Here is a 23,819-nt window from a genome sequence, read left to right as displayed (position 1 = left end):
GTCTCACGCCATACGAACGATGGCTTCAGGTGTTGATAAAACTCTTGGGAGGCTGGTGCAGGCTGATCCTGGCGTCATAGAGCAGGTTGATCAACTCGACGATCATGATCGCCGTCAGGCCCCAGATCTTGTATTCGCCATAACGATAACTCGGCACGTACCAACTGCGCCCCTGGTAATCGATGCGATGGGTATGTTCGCGCGGGTCCTTGCGGAAGAATTCCAGGGGCACGCTGAACACGGCTGCGATCTCGGCATCGTTGGCCCGGTACTCGACGAAATCCGGAATCACACCGACATAAGGCGTGACCTTGATGCCGTGCAGGGAGATCAGCGGGCTCAACGGCCCGATCACTTCGACCAGCCCCGGCGGCAGGCCGATTTCTTCTTCGGCTTCGCGCAGGGCGGTGAAAATCAGGTCCGGGTCTTCGGGATCCCGTCGTCCGCCAGGGAAGGCGACTTCACCGCCATGGGTCGAGAGCCCGCTGGCGCGCAGGGTCAGGACCAGTTCCGGTTCATCACTGCGAGTAATGGGCACCAGTACCGCAGCCTCAGGGAAACGCTTGTCGGTTTCCAGTGTGCGGGGTGTGTGGTTGCTTACTCGATGCAGTAGCTCGTCCAGCATGAGTCTTCTCGATTTATTCTCTACCTCGCATCATGCACCAATCACATCGACCGCCCAACCCCCGCACTGCCGCGTGTCGCGAAACGACAACTTGCCGACAGACACCACCGCACGCCAAGATAGGCGCAGCATTCAGGAACCCAAGCATGAAATTTTGCAGTCAGTGCGGCAACCCGGTGACCCAACGCATTCCGGAAGGTGATTCGCGTCTGCGTTTTGTCTGTGACAGCTGTCACGCGATTCACTACCAGAACCCCAATATCGTCGCCGGCTGCGTGGCGACCTGGGGCTCGAAAGTGTTGCTGTGCCGACGCGCCATCGAGCCACGGCTCGGTTACTGGACCCTGCCCGCCGGTTTCATGGAGAACGGCGAAACCATCGAGCAGGCGGCCATTCGCGAAACGGCTGAGGAAGCCTGTGCGCGGGTGCGCAATCTGAGCATCTATACGCTGATCGACGTGCCGCACATCAGTCAGGTGCATGTGTTCTTCCGCGCCGAACTGGTGGACCTGGATTTTTCCGCCGGCCCCGAGAGCCTGGAAGTGGCACTTTTCGACGAAGCCGACATCCCGTGGTCCGACCTGGCTTTCCGCACGGTGGGCCGTACCTTAGAATGCTTCTTCGCTGACCGGCGGACCGAGGTCTACCCCGTGCGGTCCGAGTCGATCCCGCCGCTTGCTCAGCCTGCCATCACTTAAAAAAACTTCTATAAATAAAATAGCCGCGACACCTTTCAGGGATATCGTTTCAATGCGCTGGTTGCTTGCCGTGTTTTGCTTGTCGTTCGTTGCCCTGTCACAGGCTTCCGTTGCGGAGACCCTGGACGGCAAAGTCATCGAAAAAGTCCTGGTTCTCAAATCCACCCACCAATTGCAATTGATCAACGACGGCAAGCCGCTCAAGACCTATCGCATTTCCCTGGGCAAACGCCCCAAGGGGCCGAAACTGATGGAGGGCGACAAACGCACGCCGGAAGGCTTCTACTGGATCGACTGGCGCAAGACCAGCGACCGTTTCAATCTGGCGATGCACATTTCCTACCCGAACATCAGCGACTCCGCTCGCGCCCGCCGTGAAGGTGTCGCGCCTGGCAGCATGATCATGATCCACGGTACGCCGGACACCGAAGACACCCCTGAAGACCTGTTCCACACCCTGGACTGGACCGACGGCTGCATCGCCATGCGCAATATGGACATGCGTGAAATCTGGAACCTGGTGCCGGACGGCACGATGATCGAGATTCGCCCGTAAACCCATCCCGACAGCTCCTGCAAGGCTTACGCACTTCCTGTAGGAGCTGGCTTGCCAGCGATGTAGCCCTGACAAACGCTGAAAATCTCAAACCCTGTCAAAAACCTGAACACACATCACGAAATACCCCCTGCCATTGAAACCACCCCCCACCTGCCCCATCTAAGACCCATACCCCTTTGCGCAGGTGCCCCATGAGCGACCAGCAAGAATTCCCCGAAGACCCGAGCGAGTACGCCGACCCCGAGAACGCCGAACACCACTCCACCGGCAAAGGCCTCGCCCTGCCCGGCCAGAACCTGCCGGACAAGGTCTACATCATCCCGATCCACAATCGCCCGTTCTTCCCGGCCCAAGTGCTGCCGGTCATCGTCAATGAAGAACCGTGGGCTGAAACGCTGGATCTGGTGAGCAAATCCGATCACCACTCCCTGGCCCTGTTCTACATGGACACGCCCCAGGAAGACCCGCGTCATTTCGACACCTCGGCCCTGCCGCTCTACGGCACGCTGGTCAAGGTGCACCACGCCAGCCGCGAAAACGGCAAGTTGCAATTCGTCGCCCAGGGCCTGACCCGCGTGCGCATCCGCACCTGGCTCAAGCACCATCGCCCGCCGTACCTGGTGGAAGTCGAATACCCGCACCAGCCGACCGAGCCCACCGACGAGGTCAAGGCCTACGGCATGGCGCTGATCAACGCGATCAAGGAACTGCTGCCGCTCAACCCGCTGTACAGCGAAGAGCTGAAAAACTACCTCAACCGCTTCAGCCCCAACGATCCGTCGCCCCTGACCGACTTCGCCGCCGCCCTGACCTCGGCCACCGGCAGCGAGCTGCAGGAAGTGCTCGACTGCGTGCCGATGCTCAAGCGCATGGAAAAAGTCCTGCCGATGCTGCGCAAGGAAGTCGAAGTCGCGCGTCTGCAAAAAGAGATTTCCGCCGAAGTGAACCGCAAGATCGGTGAGCACCAGCGCGAGTTCTTCCTCAAGGAACAACTGAAGGTCATCCAGCAAGAGCTGGGCCTGACCAAGGACGACCGCAGCGCCGACATCGAGCAGTTCGAACAACGCCTGGAGGGCAAGGTCTTGTCGGCGCAGGCACAGAAACGCATCGAAGAGGAAATGAACAAACTGTCGATCCTCGAAACCGGGTCGCCGGAGTACGCGGTCACCCGCAACTACCTCGACTGGGCGACCTCGGTGCCGTGGGGCGTGTACGGCGAGGACAAACTCGACCTCAAGCACGCCCGCAAGGTGCTGGACAAACACCACGCCGGCCTTGATGACATCAAGGACCGCATCCTCGAATTCCTCGCCGTCGGTGCCTATAAAGGCGAGATCAGCGGCTCCATCGTGCTGCTGGTGGGTCCGCCGGGCGTGGGCAAGACCAGCGTCGGCAAATCCATCGCCGAATCCCTTGGCCGACCGTTCTATCGCTTCAGCCTCGGCGGCATGCGCGACGAAGCCGAGATCAAGGGCCACCGCCGCACCTACATCGGCGCGCAGCCGGGCAAACTGGTGCAGGCGTTGAAAGACGTCGAAGTGATGAACCCGGTGATCATGCTCGACGAGATCGACAAGATGGGCCAGAGCTACCAGGGCGACCCGGCCTCGGCGCTGCTGGAAACCCTGGACCCGGAACAGAACGTCGAATTCCTCGACCACTACCTGGACCTGCGTCTGGACCTGTCGAAAGTTCTGTTCATCTGCACCGCCAACACCCTGGACTCGATCCCCGGCCCGCTGCTGGACCGGATGGAAATCATTCGCCTGTCGGGCTACATCACCGAAGAAAAAATCGCCATCGCCAAGCGTCACCTGTGGCCGAAACAACTGGAGAAGGCCGGCGTGTCGAAAGGCAGCCTGGCCATCAGTGACAGTGCCTTGAAAGCCCTGATCGATGGCTACGCCCGTGAGGCCGGGGTGCGCCAGTTGGAAAAACAACTGGGCAAACTGGTACGTAAAGCCGTGGTGAAGTTGATCGACGAACCGAAAGCGGTGATCAAAATTGCGCCAAAAGACCTCGAAGACTCACTCGGCCATCCGGTGTTCCGCAACGAGCAAGTACTGTCGGGTACCGGTGTGATCACAGGCCTGGCCTGGACCAGCATGGGCGGCGCAACCCTGCCGATCGAAGCGACGCGGATTCACACGCTCAACCGGGGTTTCAAACTCACCGGGCAACTGGGCGACGTGATGAAGGAGTCGGCGGAAATTGCCTACAGCTACGTCAGCTCCAACCTGAAATCGTTTGGCGGTGATCCGAAATTCTTCGACGAAGCTTTCGTCCACCTGCACGTACCGGAAGGCGCCACCCCGAAAGACGGCCCGAGCGCCGGCGTGACCATGGCCAGCGCCTTGCTGTCCCTGGCTCGGAACCAACCGCCGAAAAAAGGCGTAGCCATGACTGGCGAACTGACGCTGACCGGGCATGTATTGCCGATTGGCGGGGTGCGCGAGAAAGTGATCGCGGCGCGACGGCAGAAGATCTTTGAATTGATTCTGCCCGAGCCGAATCGTGGGAGTTTTGATGAATTGCCGGACTATCTGAAAGAAGGGATCACCGTGCATTTCGCCAAGCGTTTTGCGGATGTGGCGAAGATTCTGTTCTGACGGTCCTGTAGCGCCTGCAAGATCGCCTTCGCGGGCAAGCCTCGTTCCTACGGTTATGTGTCGTACCCATTTTGGTGAAACACACAATCTGTAGGAGCGAGGCTTGCCCGCGAAGGCGTCAGCACTGACAACGACATCGATCCCGTTGTCCGTCACAATTTGTCTCATCTTCAGTTATGCTCGCCGTTCGTCGTGAATGCCGGAGCCGCTGCCCCTATGTCCCCCACCCGCCTGTTTGTCCCCCTCGCCCTCGCCTTGCTGGCCGCGTGCGCCACGCAACCGAAGCAGAACGTGACCGTGGAAAAACAAAGCGAATGCCCGGTGAAAATGAACAGTGGGCAAAACCTCATCCTGACCCTGCCGAGCAACCCGACCACGGGTTACCGCTGGGCGATCCAGGATTCGGCCGGTGGCGTGTTGCGTTCAATGGGGCCGGAGGTTTATCGAAACCCGGAAGACGCCGGCGTCGTGGGCGCGGCCGGTGTGTCGACCTGGCGCTTTCAGGCGTTCGGCGCCGGTTCGGGGCGCTTGCGCCTGACTTCGCAACAGCCTTGGGCCCCGGAAGTACCGGCGGTGGAAACCTTCGACTGCGCGATTTCGGTTAACTGATCGTGGGCTGGCTGATTCTGGCGCTGATGGGCGCGGTGACTTTTCTCTACGGCCTGAGCGTGCATGCCGCGTTGCTTTGCCTGCTGGTCAAACCGCTGCCCGTGCTGGCCTTGCTCGGGTGGCTGCACGACGCGCCGCCCAGCGAATATCGGCGCTGGATCAGCCTGGGCCTGATTTTTTCCCTGCTCGGCGATGTGTTGCTGGCGTGGCCGGGGGATTTGTTTGTGTTCGGGCTCGGGGCTTTTTTGGTCGCGCATCTTGCGTATCTGAAAGCGTATTTGAGTGATTGCCGGCGGTTGGCGGTGTTGCCATTGATCCTCGCGCTGGGCGTCGGCGCGGTGCTGTTGGGGATTTTGATTGCCAATGGTCTGGGCCCGCTGCTGATCCCGGTGATTGTCTATGGCTTGGCCATCAGTGCGATGCTTTGGCGGGCACTGGCTCGCCTGGATACCGATGTGCCGAAACGCTCGGCGTTGCTGGCGGCGGCGGGTGCCTTGGCGTTTGTATTCTCGGACAGCGTGATTGGCATCAACCGGTTTGTCGCGCCGTTTCATGCCGCACCTTACGTGATCATTCTCAGCTACTGGTTGGGGCAATGGGGGATTGCGGCGTCGGCGTTTTCTCAAGAACAACGCTGACCCCTGTGGCGAGGGAGCTTGCTCCCGCTCGAGTGCGTAGCGCTCGCCAGATTTGGGGCTGCTTCGCAACCCAGCGGGAGCAAGCTCCCTCGCCACAATGGTGTTTCTTCCCTTTAGCCGAGGTGAGTCCGCCCGGTTTATCAGACAACCCGCGCATCCCCGCGCCAAGTTGGCTAAAATGCCGGCCTTTTCCACCTACACCGCTGGAACCGCCGTGAGCAAAGAATCCGATCGCCTTTTCGCCCAGCCTTTGGCCCAGGTGCCCGACTTCGCCTTTAACGAGGACGTGGTGCGAGTGTTCCCGGACATGATCAAGCGTTCGGTACCCGGCTATCCGACCATCGTTGAAAACCTCGGCGTGCTCGCCGCGCAATTCGCCCAGCCCAACAGCGTGCTCTACGACCTCGGCTCGTCCCTCGGCGCCGTGACCCAGGCGTTGCGCCGTCATGTACGCACCGATGGCTGCCGCGTCATCGCTGTGGATAACTCCGTGGCGATGGTCGAGCGCTGCCGCGAATACCTCAACGGCCAGGACTCGATGTTCCAGGAATTGTTGCCGGTCGAAGTGATCGAAGGCGACATCCTCGCTTTGCAATTCCAGCCAGCTTCGGTAGTGGCACTGAACTTCACGCTGCAATTCATCGCCCCCGACCAGCGCACCGCGTTGCTCTCGCGCATCCGCCAGTCGCTGTTGCCCGGTGGTGCGTTGATCCTCTCGGAAAAGCTGCGTTTCAACGACCCCGAAGAACACGCACTGCTCACCGACCTGCACGTCGCCTTCAAACGCGCCAACGGCTACAGCGAGCTGGAAATCGCCCAGAAGCGCAGCGCCATCGAAAACGTCATGAAGCCCGACAGCCTCGAAGAACACCGCGAGCGCCTGCTGGCCGCCGGGTTCTCGAAAGTCGTGCCGTGGTTCCAGTGTCTTAACTTTGCCTCGTTGATTGCCTTGCCATGATTGATCTGTCCCCTCTCGCCCGCCGTCTGGCCGGCACGCCGCTGGCCGATTGGGCCAACACCCTGCAAGCGCAACTCGACAAGAAAATGGAAAAGGGTCACGGCGACCTGGAGCGCTGGCAAAGTGCACTGGACGCCTTGCCGAAGATCCAGCCGAGCGAGGTCGATCTGCTCAACGGTTTGACGCTGGACACGGCTTGCGACGACGCAACCCGCGTGCAGATGCGTACGGCACTGATGGGTTTGTCGCCGTGGCGCAAGGGTCCGTTCGATCTGTTCGGCGTGCACGTTGATACTGAATGGCGTTCGGACTGGAAATGGTCGCGCGTCGCACCGCATCTGGACCTGAAGGGCAAACGCATCCTCGATGTCGGCTGCGGCAATGGTTATTACATGTGGCGCATGCTCGGTGCCGGTGCCGACAGCGTGATCGGCGTCGATCCGAACTGGCTGTTCTTCTGTCAGTTCCAGGCGGTCCAGCGCTACTTGTCCGAGCCCAATGCCTGGCACTTGCCGTTTCCTTTTGAAGACCTGCCGCAGAACCTTGAAGGTTTCGACACGGTGTTTTCCATGGGTGTGTTCTACCACCGCCGCTCACCGATCGAACATTTGCTGGCGCTGAAGGATTGCCTGGTCAAGGGCGGCGAATTGGTGCTGGAGACGCTGGTGATTGAAGGCGATCAGCAACAGGTGCTGGTGCCGGAAGATCGCTATGCGCAGATGCGGAACGTGTGGTTTTTGCCATCGGTGCCGGCGCTGGAGCTTTGGTTGCGGCGTGCCGGGTTTACCGATGTTCGCTGTGTGGACGTGAGCGTGACCACGGTCGAGGAACAGCGCGGGACGGAATGGATGAAGTATCAGTCGTTGAGCGATTTCCTCGATCCGGAAGATCACAGCAAGACGATTGAAGGGCTGCCGGCGCCGATGCGGGCGGTGATTGTGGCGAGAAAGTAGTCCCTCTCTCATAGGAGCGAGTCGCTCAATGCGCAAACAAGAATTTTCTTAACCGGAGTAGTTAGACTCTGCTACTTTCACGCGCATCGGTAAGTGAACGAAAAATCGGCATTCATTGAAAGTAGCCATCACAGAAAGGATATGTACTGTGAAAATCAGACAGCTGACACTGAAACACTACCGCCGCTTTGCTGATTTCAAGATTGAATTCGACGAAAAAATAACTGTATTGGTGGCTAGAAATGGCGCAGGCAAATCAAGCGTTCTGGACGCATTGGCGACCGCTTTCGGACTCTTTGTTTCAAGGCTGCCTGGCGTATCCGGCATAAGCCCGCGTGACGCGGACTATCAGATCTACCCTGATGGCAGCAAGCCCCCATACATGCGAATTCTTTGTGAAAGCACCGATGGCTTGCAATGGGATCGCACAGAAAAAAGAGATCAGACAAAGAAAACCGCTGCACAGATTCCGCCAGCAATTGGTCATAAAGCACTGACGGAGTACGCCGACAGCTTTATTGACGCTGCCAACGAAAAACAACCTTACAAACTTCCAGTTTTCATTTACTACGGAACGGGACGAGGCGTATTCGATATTCCTCAGCGCAAGAAGGGTTTCAAAAACAGCTTTAACCGATTTGATGCCTTTGATGGCGCCCTCCAAAGCCGAACAAACTTCAAGAGATTCATTGAGTACTTCTATCATCTGGAAGACTGTGAAAGTCGCGAACATAAAGCGCAGAGGTCGTTTGATTTTGAACAACCTGAGTTGCGAGCCATACGAATGGCAATCAGTAGACTAATGCCAGATTTCAGCAATCCTCGTGGCGCATATCCTGCCGGGCTAATGCTCGACTGGAACGTGGAGGGCATAACCAAACAGTTGCGTATCGAACAGCTGAGTGACGGTTATCGAACCACGATTGCAATGGTTATGGATATTGCTGCGCGCATGGCCGAAGCCAATCCGCAAGCCACCGATCCGTTGGACACCGAAGGCGTGATCCTCATAGACGAAGTCGACCTGCACTTGCACCCTGGCTGGCAGCAAAAAATTCTTCCTGACCTTATGCGCACCTTTCCGGATGTTCAGTTCATTGTTACTACTCATAGTCCGCAAGTGATCAGTACCGTTCCACCCGAATCATTACGCATAATTGATTGGCAAGACGGAAAACCTCACGTGGATCTTGTTGAGTTTTCAGAGGGTGCAGAAGCACAACAGATGCTGACTGACGTACTGGGCACAGAATCCCGTTCGGAAAAAATAGCGATAGTCCGTGACCTGAAAAAATACCAACAGCTGGTTGCCGACGATAAATGGGATTCAAAGGATGGACTGGCACTTAAACAGAAACTCGATAATTGGGGGCTGGTCACGAGCCCGAGCTGATACGCTTGGACATGGATGTTCGCCTGAAGGAAATGGATCGCCGCTCATGAAAAACACGTTAAAGAACCAGGAACCTAACGAACTAAAGAATTACGTAACCACCAATCCAACCCGAACCTGGGATCACTTCAAGAGATCCTCAGCCAGACGTAAAGCTGTTCAGCGTCAACTGGCTACCGATCAAAGTGGAATATGTGCTTACTGCGAAATCAACTTGAAAGCAGCAGACCACACAGGTGTTGCTGACTTTCGTGTAGAACACTTTCATCCAAAATCAGATGCCTCCGCCCCCAAGAACTGGCACCTCGATTGGCAAAATCTCCTGGCCGTCTGTCATGGAGGTTCTAGACCTGACGTGGTTGAAGCGATGAGCCGCTTTACTGCCTTGCACAGCTGTGACGTTCTAAAAGGAGAAAACGATTGGGACGCCGTAATTCTGAACCCGCTGAATCTCACAAGCGATTACTGTTTATTTAAATTTGATCGTAGTACTGGTGGAATGCATGTCAATGAAACGAACTGTAATTCCGCCGCGGTCTGCATTACCAAGGCAAAGGCAACTGTAGACAATCTTCAGCTGGATAGCCCCCGCTTGCGTAAGCTCAGAAAGCCGGCTCTCGACAAACTTAATGACCAATTAAAATTATTGGTAGATAACGGCAGATCTCTTGAAGACGCACGGAGTTATTTAGCCTCAACCTTTTTGATAAAAGACAGTAATCATCATTGGCCAGCCTTCTTCTCGGCCATTCGTGATTACTTGGGCAACCATGCAGAAGCGCACCTGAAGAGTACGGGTTACATAGGTTGATCAACGCGCTCAGCGGCTTCGTCGGGCCTTGAAGAACTCGCTGAGCACCGCCCCGCACTCCTCGGCCAACACCCCGCCTTCATACAGCACCCGGTGATTCAAAAAGCCTTGAGTGAAGAACTGCCCCTGACTTTGCACAATCCCTGCCTTCGGCTCCAAAGCGCCATACACCACCCGCGCAATCCGCGAATGCACGATCAGCCCGGCGCACATGCTGCACGGCTCCAGCGTCACGTATAGCGTACTGCCCGGCAGACGATAATTACTGGCCGCCAACGCTGCGGCGCGGATGGCGACCATCTCGGCATGAGCACTCGGGTCGTTGCCGCTGATCGGGCAATTGAAGCCGCGACCGATGATTTCACCGTCCTGTACCAGCACCGCGCCCACCGGCACTTCACCCAGCGCCGCGCCTTGAGCGGCCAGCGCCAGGGCTTCGCGCATGAAGTCGCGATCACGACTGCGATCGATGATCGCGGCGGGACGAATCTGACGCATCATGCCACCTCGATGGCGGCCATCAGGCCGGTTTCCATGTGGTCGATCACATGGCAATGGAACATCCACACCCCAGGGTTATCCGCCACCAGCGCCACTTGTGCGCGTTCGTTCTTGCCCAGCAAATAGGTGTCGGTGAAATACGGAATGACCTTGTGCCGGTTCGAAGCAATGACCTTGAAGCTCATGCCGTGCAGGTGAATCGGGTGCTGATATTGAGTCATGTTTTTCAATTCGAAAATGTAGCTCTTGCCCTTCTCGAGTTTGGCAATCGGGCGGTCGGCGCAGGTCTTGTCGGTGATGTCCCAGGCCTTGCCGTTGATCTGCCACAGGCTTGGCGGCTTGCCGTTGTCGACGTTGACCGACACCGAGCCGACCCATTCGAAATTGAAGTTTAGTTTCTCGGCATTCGCCAGATCCGGCTCGGCCACCGGATTGGCGGGCAGCGCGGGCGGCCATGTGGTTGGCGCGTCGTTGTTGGCCACGGAGCGGAACGTGCCCAAGCGAACCGGGCCGTTGCGCAGGGATAATTCCTCACCGGCCGGCGGAGCCTTGATCGCCAGGCAAATGCGCATGCCCGGGCCAAGCCAGTACTCCTTGCCCAACGGGCGCGGCTCAATGGGGTTGCCGTCCAACGCATAAATCTGCGCTTCGATGCCCGGAATGTTGAGCCGGTAGGTCAGGGTGTTGTCGAGGTTGAGCAGACGCACGCGGGTGATCTGCCCGGCGGGCAAGTCGATCACCGCTTGCGAGACACCATTGATGGTCGACAGGCGCCCCGCCGTGCCGCCTCGGGCCGCCTCGCGAGGAATGCTGAAGGCAACGAACGCGCCTTCTTCATCAACGTGCCAGCTCTTGAGGCTCAGGGTCTTTTCGTACTTGAAACCGGTCGGCTCGCGTTCCTCGACGATCAACGGGCCAACCAGCCCGCGACCGAGTTCTTCGCTGCTGTTCACGTGCGGGTGATACCAATAGCTGCCGGCATCGGGCACGCGGAATTTGTAATCGAAGTATTCGCCCGGCAACACCGGCAATTGCGAGACGTAAGGCACGCCGTCCATTTCCAGTGGCAGGCGGATGCCATGCCAGTGAATGGTGGTCGCCACCGGCAGGTGGTTGATGAAACGCACCCGCAGCCATTCGCCCTGACGAACGCGCAACTCGGTGCCCGGCGCCGACGGGCCGAACGCCCAGGCTTCGGTCTTGTGCCCGGCGACCAGCTCGACGTCCAGTGGCGCGGCGATCAGCTCATAGTCATGGCCCGCATCGGCGTCGGCCATCTTGCCCAGCCAGTACCGCGACGCGCCCCCCGCTCCGACACCAACGACAACAAGACCGGCCAGGCCACCGAGGATTTGGCGACGGGTAAAGGACATGAACTCAACTACCTCACGTATCAGCGACAGGCCCGGGAGCCTGTAAAAGGCGAATACGATACACCTGCAATTGAGAAAGATTAAGTGAAGTATTGTCGCGCCACGCTCTCCAACGACGACCGCCAGAGGTGAAAAGGGGCGCCTCATGACGCCCCTGCGGTTCAAACTATGTCGCAATTTCCTTTGAAACGCTGGTTGCCCACTGCATCACAAAAACGGCCACCTGTTGTTCTATGCGGCTTTCGATGGTTCGCAAGCGCAGCAAGGGAATTTCACACTTGCGCAGGATGCTGTCTTTCAAGGCATCGCGTTCGGCCTGATCCGGCTTGTCATGGCTGCCCCCGTCGACCTCTATCACACCCAGCGGCTTTTTTCCGACCTTGAAATAGAGCACGAAGTCACAACTGGCGCCGTTGTTCATGAATGATCGCTCCCGCGGCGTCAGGCTTTCGTTGGTTGGCGAGGCCAATTGGTTCAGCGCGATCTGCGAGTGGAACGTGATAGCGTGGCACGCCTCCTGAACCAGCGTCTCTCGCAGTATCTGCGCCACGATCCGCTCAGATTTGTACTTGGAGTCATTGCGTCGCAAGCGCGCATTGAGTCGTTCGAGCGATTGGTCGTATTCGTTGTAGAGCAAGTCGAAGGCCGATATCACCAGCGCGCGGTGCATCTGCCCTTCTTCGGCGTAGTATTCGATGTAGCGCACCAACGCTGCGACAGGTCCGTTGTTCGCCGTAAAAACTTCGTCCCCAGTGACGAGGGTGAAGCGGTTTTTGGCTCTGGATACCGCCACATTGACCATGCGCGGATCGTCCACGAAAGCCAGTAATTTCGGCGTGTTGCTCTTTTTGTCCAGCACGGTTGAATAGACGATCTCGTTGCACTCTCGCCCTTGGAATTTATGCACGGTGTCATTGACGAAATCAGCCGGCAACAGCGTGCCCGAAAGCGTCGCCTGTGCCCTGAAAGGTGCAATGAATCCCCTTCCGTCCTCTCCCTCCCATGAACTTTCGCCTTCACCTTCAAGCATCGCCAGCAGCGAATCCAGCTCTCGCAAGTTGGTTGTCTTTCGTGTGTGATTGCCCTTTGCGGTAACAAGCAGCGACAACGGCTTTTCCCCACGGTCTTGCGTCATCGCAACCAGCTGATTGTCGTAGAACTGCTGATTGCAGAACTGAATGATTCGCGGGTGACAACGATAGTGTTCTTTCAACAACGTCATCGGGATCGAACCCTTGAACACACTGATGCACGAATCGAGCAGGCTGTATTTCTCGCAATCGAAGTGGTCCTTGGGCGCCGCCATGCCCAGCTTTGCCGGAATGTGCGCCAACTGCTTTCTGTCGCCAACGATGATCAGGTTCTTCGCACAACCCAGCGCCAGAATTCCCGGAACGATGTCCTGTTGGGAGGCCTCGTCGATAATGACGTAGTCGAGCATCGCCCCGCCTTGAAGCGAGTTGATGATCGAATGCGTACTGCTGGAGATGATTGGATAGCGCTTCACGAACTCGTCGAATTTGCGCTTGTAGGTCTTGGCGTCAAAGGGTTCAGGGTCCGGCACATGCCGATGCAGATGCTGCTTGAGATACTTCATCGAAGCGCTCGTCAGCTCATCCAGCAGCGCCTGGTAATTGCCGAGTCGCAACGTCTCCTGATGAGTGGCCAATGCCGTTTTTCGTTCCTGCAGTGCCTTGTCGTAGTAGTGAAGCTGCAGGCCATAGAAGGTCGATTTGCGCTTTTCCCAGTTATCGAATGGCCTGATGCGCAAAATCCTGAAATTGAACAGCAACTCGATCCTGTCCTTGATCCTGACGCGGTCGCCTGCAAGATGCGTCAGGTAAGCCATCAGGTCGGCTGCCTTTTGCGGGGAGAGCTTGTACTTGTCCAGGGCGACGGGCGCCTGCACGCCGTTATCCTGCTGCCATTGCCGAAGATAGCCCCGCTCCACCTCCAATTCATGGATTTCAATCTGCAACTGCGCCACCGTGTTCCGGACCTGCAGATATTGTTTCAACTGCTGCAAAACGACTTGGATGCGCTCCATCGAGGGCGAAGCTTCGAGAATCGCCAAGGGTCGAGGACGAGGGTTGGCGAAGAATGCCTCGCGGTTCTCTTTGCTGCCCAACTCGGCGACAAGATAATCCAGCCCGGACTTGCCCAGTTTTTCACAGACATTCGCGACTGCTGAATTGTTGTTGGACACTACCGCCACGTTTTTTCCACGCAACAGGATATTGGCGACGATGTTCAGAATGGTCTGGGTCTTGCCGGTACCGGGAGGCCCTTCGATCAGACTGATCTGTGAGGTAAAGGCCCGCTCGACGGCTTGAAGTTGGCTTTCATTGATACCAAAAGGAAAGATGAAGTCTCCCGTTTGTGCATGCCGTCCGTTCTGCCCAGAGCAGTAGGCGTGCAATGCCGTGTCAGCGCATGCAGTTATTGCATCCAACTGGCGCAACACATTTTCGGCGATCGGCTTGTCCTTCGGCTCGGCTCGATCAACTCGGGCATTGGCCACAGAACGAAAATAGTGAAATACCGGCTCGTCCTTCAACGCCGTCGGTGGAACCAGTTCGATAGCGTCCATCTCGAACACGTAATTTGTCGTATTCCCGGGATACCGAATGACAGCGTATTTCTCACCGTAGATTACAGCCCTCTCAATTGCGCTTGTTACTGAGCTGCCCTTTTTCCGCAGTAGCTGGTCTTTCACCTCTCGAGTAGGAACGACCTCGCAGTCATCCAACGGGTTATGAAAACTCCTGCCAGATGGATAGTGGCAAGTCAGCAAAAATCCACCGCGCCTGTCACTTTTTATCGTCCAGTCAGTGATCTGCCGGGTCTTGTCTACACCGCACACGTTGATGGAAACCATAAATCCCTTACGCAGGCTCGTTCAAAGCCTGTACACATCCATGTTGTCGGAATCCAAATCGAGTGATTCGGCGAATGACACTACTTTGACATCACTCTTTGCCGGGCACCAGCTCCCAGTGGGTGCACCAGATGCAACAAGGGCGCCTTACGGCGCCCTTGCTGTTTAACTCATTCCCACTCCATTATCGACAAGACAAAGAAACCCATTGTTTTAAAGTTACTGTTTATAACCTTAGCCAGCAATACCATGAAAAATGCCATGTATTACTTATTTATTTTGTAGTTTACCTTTAGCATCCCTGGATCCACGCTGATCCTGCTCGAACGCCCTGGCCATCTGTCGCAACAAAATAGCCAGTTCGGCAGGATCAGCGCGAACTTTGGCAAGAAGCTCAACAGCATAGGCCGGGTCGGCGCGGAGAGGCGCGGCCAGATCGTCGATGGACTTTCGGAAGTCCACAGGCTTGAGGTAGAGTTACACTTTTTTCCACTTTTGCATCCGGCCGCATCATAGCTGATGGTTCGGGATTGAAATCGGGAGCACAGCGTCAGGCTTCAACTGGCGGCTTTGATGTGTACACGACGGATCGCCTACCGAAACACCTTCCATTCTTGCAGTTCACGATCCAGCAAGACTGTCCATTCGGTCCGAACAGCGTGCCTCAAATTCGATCGCGACGCTGCATGGAAAACTGACCGTCGACCTCGCGCGCAGGTTGATCCGATATCCCTACTGCGCTCAGTTGCAGCAAAAACATTATCATTAGGCGCAGTAAGATTTCCTGCATCCAATTTCACGATTATCTGAAACACCTTTAAAGTCGGTGCCTTACCTTTATATTCCTGCAATGGATCGAAGATGATTAATGCGACGCGCGAACGTTTTTTCGAAGGTGTGATTGGATGCAAGCGCTGCCGCCTCATCAATAAGAGAGGCAAGCCTCACTCGATCGTGATCTAGTTCCACAATTGCCTGGGCGATTTCCTCTGGCTTGCACATAGGCCTAGCCAGACCTCCACCACCAAGAGCTAATACGCCAGCAAACGCATCATTATTATAACCGACAATCGGAACCCCGCACCCCATCGTCTCTAAGTACGTACAAGAGGGGTCGGCTTGAGTATGAGCGCAAAGAAATACGTCTACATCTGACTTAAGACTCGGTACGAGCTTCTCGGAAAATGGCACCGACCCATGAAGTATTACAAATTTTTCCATTCCAGAACTATGAATGCTATTCCTAATTGACTCAGAAAGAGGGCCATCTCCATATATATCAAGTGAGAATTTAACACCTCGACGTGCAAGAGCCAAAGCTATCGGGACAAGATGATCCGCTCCCTTCATTCGAATCAATCGCCCGGAAAAAGCCAGCCGAAGGGGAGATCCACGGAGCACCGTGGCTTTCTTTTCGGAAATTTCCTCCATAGAAATGGAGTCATCTTCAGTAATCCTGCTATCGAAATATAAAAGTGATGATTTTGTCAAAGAACCATATGAAAGATGCGCGGGGACGCCGTTTGATTGCAAGCCAGCAGCATCTCGAAACGCACGTCGTCGTATAAACTCTGTCTTTAAATTCCAAGCGGCCGATTTTAACTTTTTAAACATTACAATCTTTTCAAGATTAATTATTCTGAGCCTTGTATTCAAATCATACTCTATGACAAACACTACCGGCCTTTTTGTAGCTTTATGTATTGAAAGATCACGAAAGTTATCACCAGACGCAAGAATAATTGAACTATCTTCAAGAATCTCTCGGGACTTCGATATATCTTCATCAATTTCATGAACCTCGAACGGGAGGTCATTCGGATGATATAGTTTCCCAAAACTGATTGATGTCATTGGCCCGCCCCTAAAAAGACATCGTACCAGGCCAGGCCACAGTTTAGAGTACAAGCGTAGTCCCTCTACCGCTTTTATATCAAGAAATAATTGATCTCCTTGTCGAGAAAATCGCACACTAGGAATAACACTTAGCACATTCGAATTAGCGGCCGAAATCAGTGTGTGCGACATCAGGTACTCTCCAGATATTTTCTCGATATCGAACTCTTACAATAGCCAGAATACGCGCCAAATCCAACAAATTTATTAATGTTTATAGCGTATTCTAGTGCGCCGCTCTGAAAAAAACTAATCCATTAGCCTACGAAGTAATCGACTGGCAAGCATCACCAACTTTCAATGCATTCGTGGAGGCTATAAGGCTCAGACTTGCCAGCCGAAACTAGTTTCTTGGCCTCGCCCAAGCGCTCCCGGGCTTCCGCAAGCGCTATACCACCTACCCCGTAGCGACCGAACGTGACGGTCTCCTGCCGGCCGTTGATGGAGTAGTTGTAGCGAAACGAGATTGATCCCGCAGCCGTGACAGCCACATAGAGTCCATCGCGGTCGTTTACTTTGTAGAGTTTTTCTTTCGGTTTGAGATTACGCAGCTTGGTATCGGTCAGCATGGCGCTCGCGGATTCCGTTCAAAAAATACCATGCTCAGAAAACACCCCAAGACCGCAAGAAAACCCAATGAAACCCAATGAAACCGGGAGGATGATGAGATTTGATACCATGCCCCCCCTACAGAGACGACATGGTATCGAACACCGAGCATGGCATTGGGCTCAGTCAATGCTCCCGTACCATGCCACACAAACACGGTGCTTGGTGATGCACAGAGCTGCCAGAATTTGCCAGACCCAAAAAGCCGAAAGCCCGCAATTACGCGGGCTTCAGGGTGTTTATTGCTAATTGGTGCCGGTCAGTGCCAGACGCCCAATCACTCCCACTCAATGGTCGCCGGCGGCTTGCTCGACACGTCGTAAGTGACGCGGGAGATGCCTTCGATTTCATTGATGATCCGGCCGGAAACAGTTTCCAGCAGTTCGTAAGGCAGGTGAGCCCAACGCGCGGTCATGAAGTCGATGGTTTCCACGGCACGCAGGGCCACGACCCAGGCGTAACGACGGCCATCGCCGACAACGCCAACCGATTTCACCGGCTGGAACACCACGAACGCCTGGCTGACCTTGTGGTACCAGTCGGCCTTGCGCAATTCTTCGATGAAGATGTGGTCGGCGCGACGCAGCAGGTCGGCGTATTCCTTCTTCACTTCACCGAGGATCCGCACGCCCAGGCCCGGACCCGGGAACGGGTGACGGTAGACCATGTCATACGGCAGGCCGAGTTCCAGGCCCAGACGACGGACTTCGTCTTTGAACAGCTCGCGCAGGGGCTCAACCAGCTTGAGGTTCATTTCTTCCGGCAGGCCGCCCACGTTGTGGTGCGACTTGATCACGTGAGCCTTGCCGCTTTTCGCGCCAGCCGACTCGATCACGTCCGGGTAGATAGTGCCTTGGGCGAGGTACTTGATGTTGTCCAGTTTGTTGGACTGGGCATCGAATACGTCGATGAAGGTACGGCCGATGATCTTGCGCTTCTTTTCTGGATCGCTTTCGCCAGCCAGGTTGTCGAGGAACTGGTCTTCAGCGTTGGCACGGATCACCTTGACGCCCATGTTCTCCGCGAACATGGCCATCACTTGCTCGCCTTCGTGCAGACGCAGCAGGCCGTTGTCGACGAAGACGCAGGTCAGTTGGTCGCCGATGGCTTTGTGCAACAGCGCGGCAACCACCGAGGAGTCAACGCCGCCGGACAGGCCGAGCAAGACGTTGTCGGTGCCGACCTGGGCGCGGACTTGAGCGATGGCGTCTTCAGCAATCTTCGACGGTGTCCACAGGGCTTCACAGCCGCAGATGTCGAGGATGAAGCGCGACAGGATGCGACCGCCCTGCTTGGTGTGGGTCACTTCCGGGTGGAATTGCACGCCGTAGTAGCCACGAGCATCGTCGAACATGCCGGCAATCGGGCAGCTCGGGGTGCTGGCCAGGATGTGGAACTCCTGTGGCATCTTGGTGACTTTGTCACCGTGGCTCATCCACACGTCGAGGCCGAACAGGCCGTCGGCGTCGATGTGGTCTTCGATGCCGTCGAGCAGGCGGCTCTTGCCGACCACGTCGACACGGGCGTAACCGAACTCACGCAGTTCGGAACCTTCAACCTTGCCACCCAGCTGTTCAGCCATGGTCTGCATGCCGTAGCAGATACCGAAGACCGGGACGCCCAGGTCAAATACGGCTTGCGGGCAGCGCGGACTGTCGGCTACGTGCACGGACTCGGGGCCGCCGGCGAGAATGACGCCTTTTGGAGCGAATTCGCGAATCGCTTCTTCATCCATGTCGAACGGATGCAGTTCGCAGTACACGCCGATTTCACGCACGCGGCGGGCAATCAGCTGGGTGTACTGGGAACCGAAATCGAGGATCAGGATGCGGTGAGCGTGAATATCGAGGGACATGGAGAAAAACTCAAAAAGCAGTTGCAAGCTGCAAGCTGCAAGCTGCAAGTAGTCGGAAGCTACGCGGTAGCTGCGTAAACGCAGTACCGCTTGCAGCTCTTAGCTTGTGGCTTATAGCTGTCGGCGTCAGCCGACCCGATAGTTTGGCGCTTCTTTGGTGATCTGTACGTCGTGGACGTGGGACTCGGCCATGCCAGCGCCGGTGATCCGTACGAACTCAGGCTTGGTGCGCATTTCTTCGATGTCGGCACTGCCGGTGTAACCCATCGAGGAACGCAGGCCGCCCATCAGTTGATGGATGATGGCGCTCAGGCTGCCCTTGTACGGAACACGCCCTTCGATGCCTTCCGGAACCAGCTTCTCGGCACCCGCGGAGGAGTCCTGGAAGTAACGGTCGGAGGAACCTTGAGCCTGGGACATGGCGCCCAGCGAACCCATGCCGCGGTAAGCCTTGTACGAACGACCCTGGAACAGTTCGATCTCGCCCGGCGCTTCTTCAGTACCGGCGAACATCGAGCCCATCATCACGCAGGAAGCACCGGCAACGATGGCCTTGGACAGGTCACCGGAGAAACGGATGCCGCCGTCGGCGATCAACGGAACGCCGGTGCCTTCAAGGGCAGCGGCAACGTTGGCGATGGCACTGATTTGCGGTATGCCGACACCGGCGACGATGCGGGTGGTGCAGATCGAGCCAGGGCCGATACCGACCTTGACTGCGTCAGCGCCGGCTTCGGCCAGGGCCTTGGCGGCAGCGCCGGTGGCGATGTTGCCGCCGATCACCTGCACTTCAGGGAAATTCTGTTTGACCCAGCGAACGCGGTCGATCACGCCTTTGGAGTGACCGTGTGCGGTGTCGACCACCACCACGTCAACGCCGGCATTGACCAGCGCGGCGACGCGGTCACCGGTGTCTTTACCGGTGCCGACCGCAGCGCCAACGCGCAGACGACCTTGATCGTCCTTGCTGGCCAGCGGGTAAGCCTTGGCTTTTTCGATGTCGTTGACGGTCATCATGCCTTTGAGGGCAAATTTGTCGTCGACGATCAGCACGCGTTCAATTCGGTTTTTGTGCAACAACTCGCGAACGTCGTTCTTGTCGGCGCCTTCCTTGACCGTGACCAGACGCTCTTTAGGTGTCATCACTTCACGGACGGTGGCGTCCAGACGGTTTTCGAAACGTACGTCGCGGGAGGTGACGATGCCGACCAGGTCGCCATCGTGCAGTACCGGAACGCCGGAGATGTTGTGCATGCGGGTCAGTTCGAACAGTTCACGAACCGTGGCGTCAGCCTCGATGGTGATCGGGTCCTTGACCACGCCGGCTTCATAACGCTTGACCTTGCGCACTTCGGCAGCTTGCTGCTCGATGGTCATGTTCTTGTGGATGATGCCGATGCCACCTTCCTGAGCCATGGCAATTGCCAGACGGGCTTCAGTGACGGTGTCCATGGCGGCAGAAACCAGAGGAATATTCAGCTCGATGCCACGGGTAAGGCGGGTCTTGAGACTGACTTCGTTAGGAAGCACCTCGGAATAACCAGGCACTAGGAGAATGTCGTCGAATGTCAGAGCTTCTTGGCTGATACGCAGCATCGCGGGGGCTCCCGAGCGGGAAAATGGAAGCGCGCCATTATAGTCAGACACCCCCTCGGGTTCAATGTAAAACTCTGTCTATTATTGATGCGGTGATCGACGGGGGTTTTGCTACACAAATCCCGTAGGAGCACAGCTTGCTGGCGATGGCGATCTCGAGGACGCCATCGCCAGCAAGCTGTGCTCCTACAGTTCCACTTTGACCCAACTGACAGGCTGATCCAGCCAGTCGGCGAACTCATCGATAAAGCTCTGCTTGAACCCGGCCTCGGCCCAGTTGTTGAAAATGAATCCCAGGTTGGAAAAGCCGCATTCCTGCAGGAAAAGAAAGCCGTTGATGTCATCTTCATGCCCGCATTCGGGACACGTGAAGTTATCGGTGCGCCCCGGCATCCAGTCCTCCAGGCTTTCGAACAGCGCTTCGCCGATTTCCTTGCGGCACTCGGCGCAGCCTGCTTCTCCAAGGAAACCCTTGGCCGGCGTATAAATGCAGCGCTTGGTAATGATCTCCAGGCCATTGACCGGCTCGCCGAACGGCAGCGCTTGCGGGTGCAGCACCACGGCACGGGCACCGTCAGCGATCGCGTGGCCCATGCGGTTGCCGGTGCGGCCGCAGGTGGTCAGCTCTTCCTTGATGATGTTCTTGCGCACCAGCCAGCGCACGACCGCCCGGGCCCGGGGTTCGTGCACCGGCAGCGTGGAAATTTTCGGGACGATGATGCTTTGGGAGTTCATGGGTGCAAGCCTGCTGCGTCAAATGGAAAGTTCTGCGGCGTACCGGATGACGCCTTCGCGGGCAAGCCTTGCTCCTACAGGTCTTGTGTCGTTCGCAAATTATCGAACGACACAAGACCTGTAGGAGCAAGGCTTGCCCGCGAAGGCGTCCGAGCGGCGGGCAGCTTAATCCCTGACGAAATCCGGTCAAGTACTCAAATACCGCCCGATCAACGCAATCCCGCTAGCCAGCACCAACCAGGTCACCAACCGCACGAATGCCTCGCGGGACAATCTCATGGTCAGCCGCCGGCCGACCCACAGTCCCAACGCCATGGCCGGCAACAAACACAGCGCCAACATCAACAAGGGTAGCTCGGCATACACACCCGCGACAGCAAACAGGCTCAGGCGCACCACGGTGCTGCAACTGATCAGTGCGCTTTGGGTCGCCCGCGCCGCGTTTTTCGGTAACCGACTGTTCAAATAGATCGCATACAAAAAACCGCCACTGCCAAACAGCGCACCGAACATCCCGCCGACCGTGCCCATCGGCACCGCCCAACCTGCCGACAACTGCGTCGGCCGGGTTTTGACCCACAGGCTGTAAACCGCATAGACGCTGATAAACAGCCCCATCAATAGCAGCAACAGGTCGGACTTCAGGTTCAGCAGAAAGATCACACCCAGCGTGCAGCCCACCGCCATGCACGGCAGCAGCCGCAGCAATTCCGGTTTGGCCACATCGCGCCGCGAGGGCAGCAGATTGCCGAACGCCGCGACAAAATCCAGCAGCACCAGCAACGGCACGATCTTCGACAGCGGCATGAACAGAATCAGAATCGGCCCGGCCACCAGTGCGGTGCCGAACCCGGCGATGCCAAACACGATATAGGCCAGCGCGATGGCCAGGCCGATGACCAGCCAATCCGTCGCGCCGAAGGGCCATTGATTCATCAGCTCAAGCACATTCCGCCCCCTGGATTCCTTGATTCCCACTGACAACTGTAACCCCTGTGGGAGCGAGCCTGCTCGCGAATGCGGTCTACCATTCAACATCAATGTCGATTGGCACACCGCATTCGCGAGCAGGCTCGCTCCCACAGGGGATTTATGCGGATGCATGGAGATTCGGCGCCGAATGCCTTTAAACTGCGCCCCATGATTAAAGATCCCTTTGCAAGACTCGGCCTGGACCGTGAAGTCCTGACTGTCAGCCAGCTCAACGGCCGCGCGCGGGTGTTGCTCGAAGACGTGTTCAGCAATATCTGGGTCGAAGGCGAAATCTCCAACCTCGCCCGCCCGGCGTCCGGCCACGTGTACTTCACCCTCAAGGACAGCGGCGCCCAGGTGCGTTGCGCATTGTTCCGGCAGAACGCGGCGCGGGTTCGTCAGGCGCTGAAGGATGGTCTGGCGGTCAAGGTGCGCGGCAAGGTTTCGCTGTTCGAGGGCCGTGGCGACTATCAACTGATTCTCGACACCGTCGAGCCGGCCGGTGACGGTGCGCTGCGTCTGGCCTTCGATGCCTTGAAAGAAAAACTCAGCGCCGAAGGCCTGTTCAGCGCCGAGCGCAAAGTGCCGCTGCCGGCACATCCGCAACGTATCGGCATCATCAGTTCGCCCACCGGCGCAGTGATCCGCGACATCATCAGCGTGTTCCGCCGCCGTGCGCCGCAGGTGCAGCTGACGCTGATCCCCACCGCCGTGCAGGGCCGCGAAGCCACGGCGCAGATTGTCCGCGCGCTGAAACTGGCGGACGCCCGTGGTTTCGATGCATTGATCCTGGCCCGTGGCGGCGGCTCGCTGGAAGACCTGTGGTGTTTCAACGAAGAAGCCGTGGCCCGCGCCGTGGACGCGTGCGTGACGCCGATTGTCAGCGCCGTCGGCCATGAAACCGATGTATCGATCAGCGACTTCGTGGCTGACGTTCGCGCCCCGACACCTTCCGCCGCTGCTGAGCTGCTGGCGCCGGACTCCAGCGACCTGGTGCGTCGGGTCGAGAGCCTGCATCGACGGCTGGTGATGCGCATGCGCGACCGCCTGATGCGTGATCGGCTGCGTCTTGAAGGCATCTCTCGGCGCTTGCGCCATCCCGGCGAACGCCTGCGCCAGCAGGCGCAACGTCTGGATGATCTGGACATGCGCATGCGCCGCGCGTTCGAACGTAGCCTCAATACCCGTCGCGAACGGCTGATCCGCCTGGAAACCCGCCTCGCCGGGCAACATCCGGGCCGGCAACTGGCGATGCTGCGTCAGCGCCTCGACAGCCTTGCCGAACGTCTGCCCCGGGCCATCCGCGAAGGGCTCAAATCCCGTCGCCTGCAACTGCAAAGTCAGGTGCAGACGCTGCATGTGGTCAGTCCTTTGGCGACCCTCGGCCGTGGCTACAGCATTTTGCTGGACGAGCGCGGCAACGCGATCCGCAGCGCCGCGCAAACCCACAACGGCCAGCGCCTGAAAGCCAAACTGGGTGAAGGCGAACTGCACGTGCGGGTCGAAGACAATCACCTGACGCCTGTCACCCTTTCTTTACTGGATTGATCC

The 23,819-nt window shown here is 57.2% G+C and carries 19 protein-coding genes and 1 pseudogene; 10 read left to right on the top strand and 10 right to left on the bottom strand.

Annotated elements, in window-relative coordinates; translation table 11 throughout:
* Positions 1–25 precede the first annotated feature (25 nt).
* Complete coding sequence (locus ACA066_RS05290; RefSeq protein ID WP_214380851.1) at positions 26–625, bottom strand: CoA pyrophosphatase; 600 nt, start codon at positions 623–625, stop codon at positions 26–28.
* A gap of 146 nt (positions 626–771) precedes the next feature.
* Between ACA066_RS05290 and ACA066_RS05285 the strand changes: the two genes are divergently transcribed.
* From ACA066_RS05285 to ACA066_RS05245, 9 genes are all read left to right on the top strand, one after another.
* On the top strand, positions 772–1,323 hold the full coding sequence (locus ACA066_RS05285) for an NUDIX hydrolase (protein WP_497698407.1): 552 nt from the start codon (positions 772–774) through the stop codon (positions 1,321–1,323).
* 52 nt (positions 1,324–1,375) lie between these two features.
* Entirely contained in the window at positions 1,376–1,879 is a 504-nt protein-coding gene (locus tag ACA066_RS05280) for a L,D-transpeptidase family protein (protein ID WP_497399262.1), read from the top strand.
* A gap of 194 nt (positions 1,880–2,073) precedes the next feature.
* A complete protein-coding gene (gene lon, locus ACA066_RS05275) occupies positions 2,074–4,491 on the top strand; it encodes an endopeptidase La (protein ID WP_497698406.1) in 2,418 nt (805 codons plus the stop codon).
* A gap of 216 nt (positions 4,492–4,707) precedes the next feature.
* Complete coding sequence (locus ACA066_RS05270) at positions 4,708–5,100, top strand: protease inhibitor I42 family protein (protein ID WP_497698405.1); 393 nt, start codon at positions 4,708–4,710, stop codon at positions 5,098–5,100.
* Positions 5,101–5,102: 2 nt separating this feature from the next.
* The gene (locus ACA066_RS05265; protein WP_497698404.1) at positions 5,103–5,738 is read left to right on the top strand and encodes a lysoplasmalogenase; all 636 of its coding nucleotides are present in this window, start codon (positions 5,103–5,105) and stop codon (positions 5,736–5,738) included.
* 178 nt (positions 5,739–5,916) lie between these two features.
* Positions 5,917–6,696 carry a carboxy-S-adenosyl-L-methionine synthase CmoA gene (gene cmoA / locus ACA066_RS05260; RefSeq protein WP_497698403.1) on the top strand — a complete coding sequence of 260 codons (780 nt, stop codon included), beginning with the start codon at positions 5,917–5,919 and terminating at the stop codon, positions 6,694–6,696.
* On the top strand, positions 6,693–7,649 hold the full coding sequence (gene cmoB / locus ACA066_RS05255; protein WP_497698402.1) for a tRNA 5-methoxyuridine(34)/uridine 5-oxyacetic acid(34) synthase CmoB: 957 nt from the start codon (positions 6,693–6,695) through the stop codon (positions 7,647–7,649). The genes cmoA and cmoB overlap by 4 nt, the downstream gene beginning before the upstream one ends.
* Positions 7,650–7,797: 148 nt before the next feature.
* Positions 7,798–9,042, top strand: coding sequence for an AAA family ATPase (locus ACA066_RS05250; protein ID WP_497698401.1), 1,245 nt, complete (start codon positions 7,798–7,800; stop codon positions 9,040–9,042).
* Positions 9,043–9,088: 46 nt separating this feature from the next.
* Positions 9,089–9,853, top strand: coding sequence for a retron system putative HNH endonuclease (locus tag ACA066_RS05245; protein WP_497698400.1), 765 nt, complete (start codon positions 9,089–9,091; stop codon positions 9,851–9,853).
* 9 nt (positions 9,854–9,862) lie between these two features.
* Here ACA066_RS05245 and tadA read toward each other — a convergent pair whose 3' ends face one another.
* The 9 genes and pseudogenes from tadA to ACA066_RS05200 form a co-directional block, all read right to left on the bottom strand.
* Positions 9,863–10,351 (bottom strand): tRNA adenosine(34) deaminase TadA, encoded by a 489-nt coding sequence (tadA, locus tag ACA066_RS05240; RefSeq protein WP_497699807.1) that lies wholly within the window; start codon positions 10,349–10,351, stop codon positions 9,863–9,865.
* Positions 10,351–11,727: a multicopper oxidase family protein gene (locus ACA066_RS05235; protein WP_497698399.1), complete on the bottom strand. Its 1,377-nt coding sequence runs from the start codon at positions 11,725–11,727 to the stop codon at positions 10,351–10,353. Before ACA066_RS05235 ends, tadA begins: the two co-directional genes overlap by 1 nt.
* A 166-nt stretch (positions 11,728–11,893) precedes the next feature.
* Complete coding sequence (locus tag ACA066_RS05230) at positions 11,894–14,605, bottom strand: AAA domain-containing protein (RefSeq protein WP_497698398.1); 2,712 nt, start codon at positions 14,603–14,605, stop codon at positions 11,894–11,896.
* An 837-nt stretch (positions 14,606–15,442) separates the two neighbouring features.
* The gene (locus tag ACA066_RS05225) at positions 15,443–16,459 is read right to left on the bottom strand and encodes a glycosyltransferase (protein ID WP_497698397.1); all 1,017 of its coding nucleotides are present in this window, start codon (positions 16,457–16,459) and stop codon (positions 15,443–15,445) included.
* A 368-nt stretch (positions 16,460–16,827) separates the two neighbouring features.
* Positions 16,828–17,070, bottom strand: a pseudogene (locus ACA066_RS05220) (Arm DNA-binding domain-containing protein); the annotation flags it as partial.
* A 317-nt stretch (positions 17,071–17,387) separates the two neighbouring features.
* On the bottom strand, positions 17,388–18,965 hold the full coding sequence (guaA, locus tag ACA066_RS05215) for a glutamine-hydrolyzing GMP synthase (protein WP_497698396.1): 1,578 nt from the start codon (positions 18,963–18,965) through the stop codon (positions 17,388–17,390).
* 126 nt (positions 18,966–19,091) lie between these two features.
* Positions 19,092–20,561 carry an IMP dehydrogenase gene (guaB, locus tag ACA066_RS05210; protein WP_497698395.1) on the bottom strand — a complete coding sequence of 490 codons (1,470 nt, stop codon included), beginning with the start codon at positions 20,559–20,561 and terminating at the stop codon, positions 19,092–19,094.
* 186 nt (positions 20,562–20,747) lie between these two features.
* On the bottom strand, positions 20,748–21,296 hold the full coding sequence (locus tag ACA066_RS05205) for a sugar ABC transporter ATPase (protein ID WP_497698394.1): 549 nt from the start codon (positions 21,294–21,296) through the stop codon (positions 20,748–20,750).
* Positions 21,297–21,482: 186 nt separating this feature from the next.
* On the bottom strand, positions 21,483–22,232 hold the full coding sequence (locus ACA066_RS05200) for a sulfite exporter TauE/SafE family protein (RefSeq protein ID WP_497698393.1): 750 nt from the start codon (positions 22,230–22,232) through the stop codon (positions 21,483–21,485).
* A gap of 204 nt (positions 22,233–22,436) precedes the next feature.
* Here ACA066_RS05200 and xseA point away from each other — a divergent pair, with 204 nt between their 5' ends.
* Positions 22,437–23,816, top strand: a complete 1,380-nt coding sequence (gene xseA / locus ACA066_RS05195) for an exodeoxyribonuclease VII large subunit (RefSeq protein WP_497698392.1) — start codon at positions 22,437–22,439, stop codon at positions 23,814–23,816.
* The last annotated feature ends 3 nt before the right edge of the window (positions 23,817–23,819 follow it).

The organism is Pseudomonas sp. LBUM1651 (assembly GCF_059716135.1).
The sequence above is the reverse complement of the archived record's forward strand: the minus strand, read 5'-3'. Positions and strand labels throughout refer to the sequence as shown.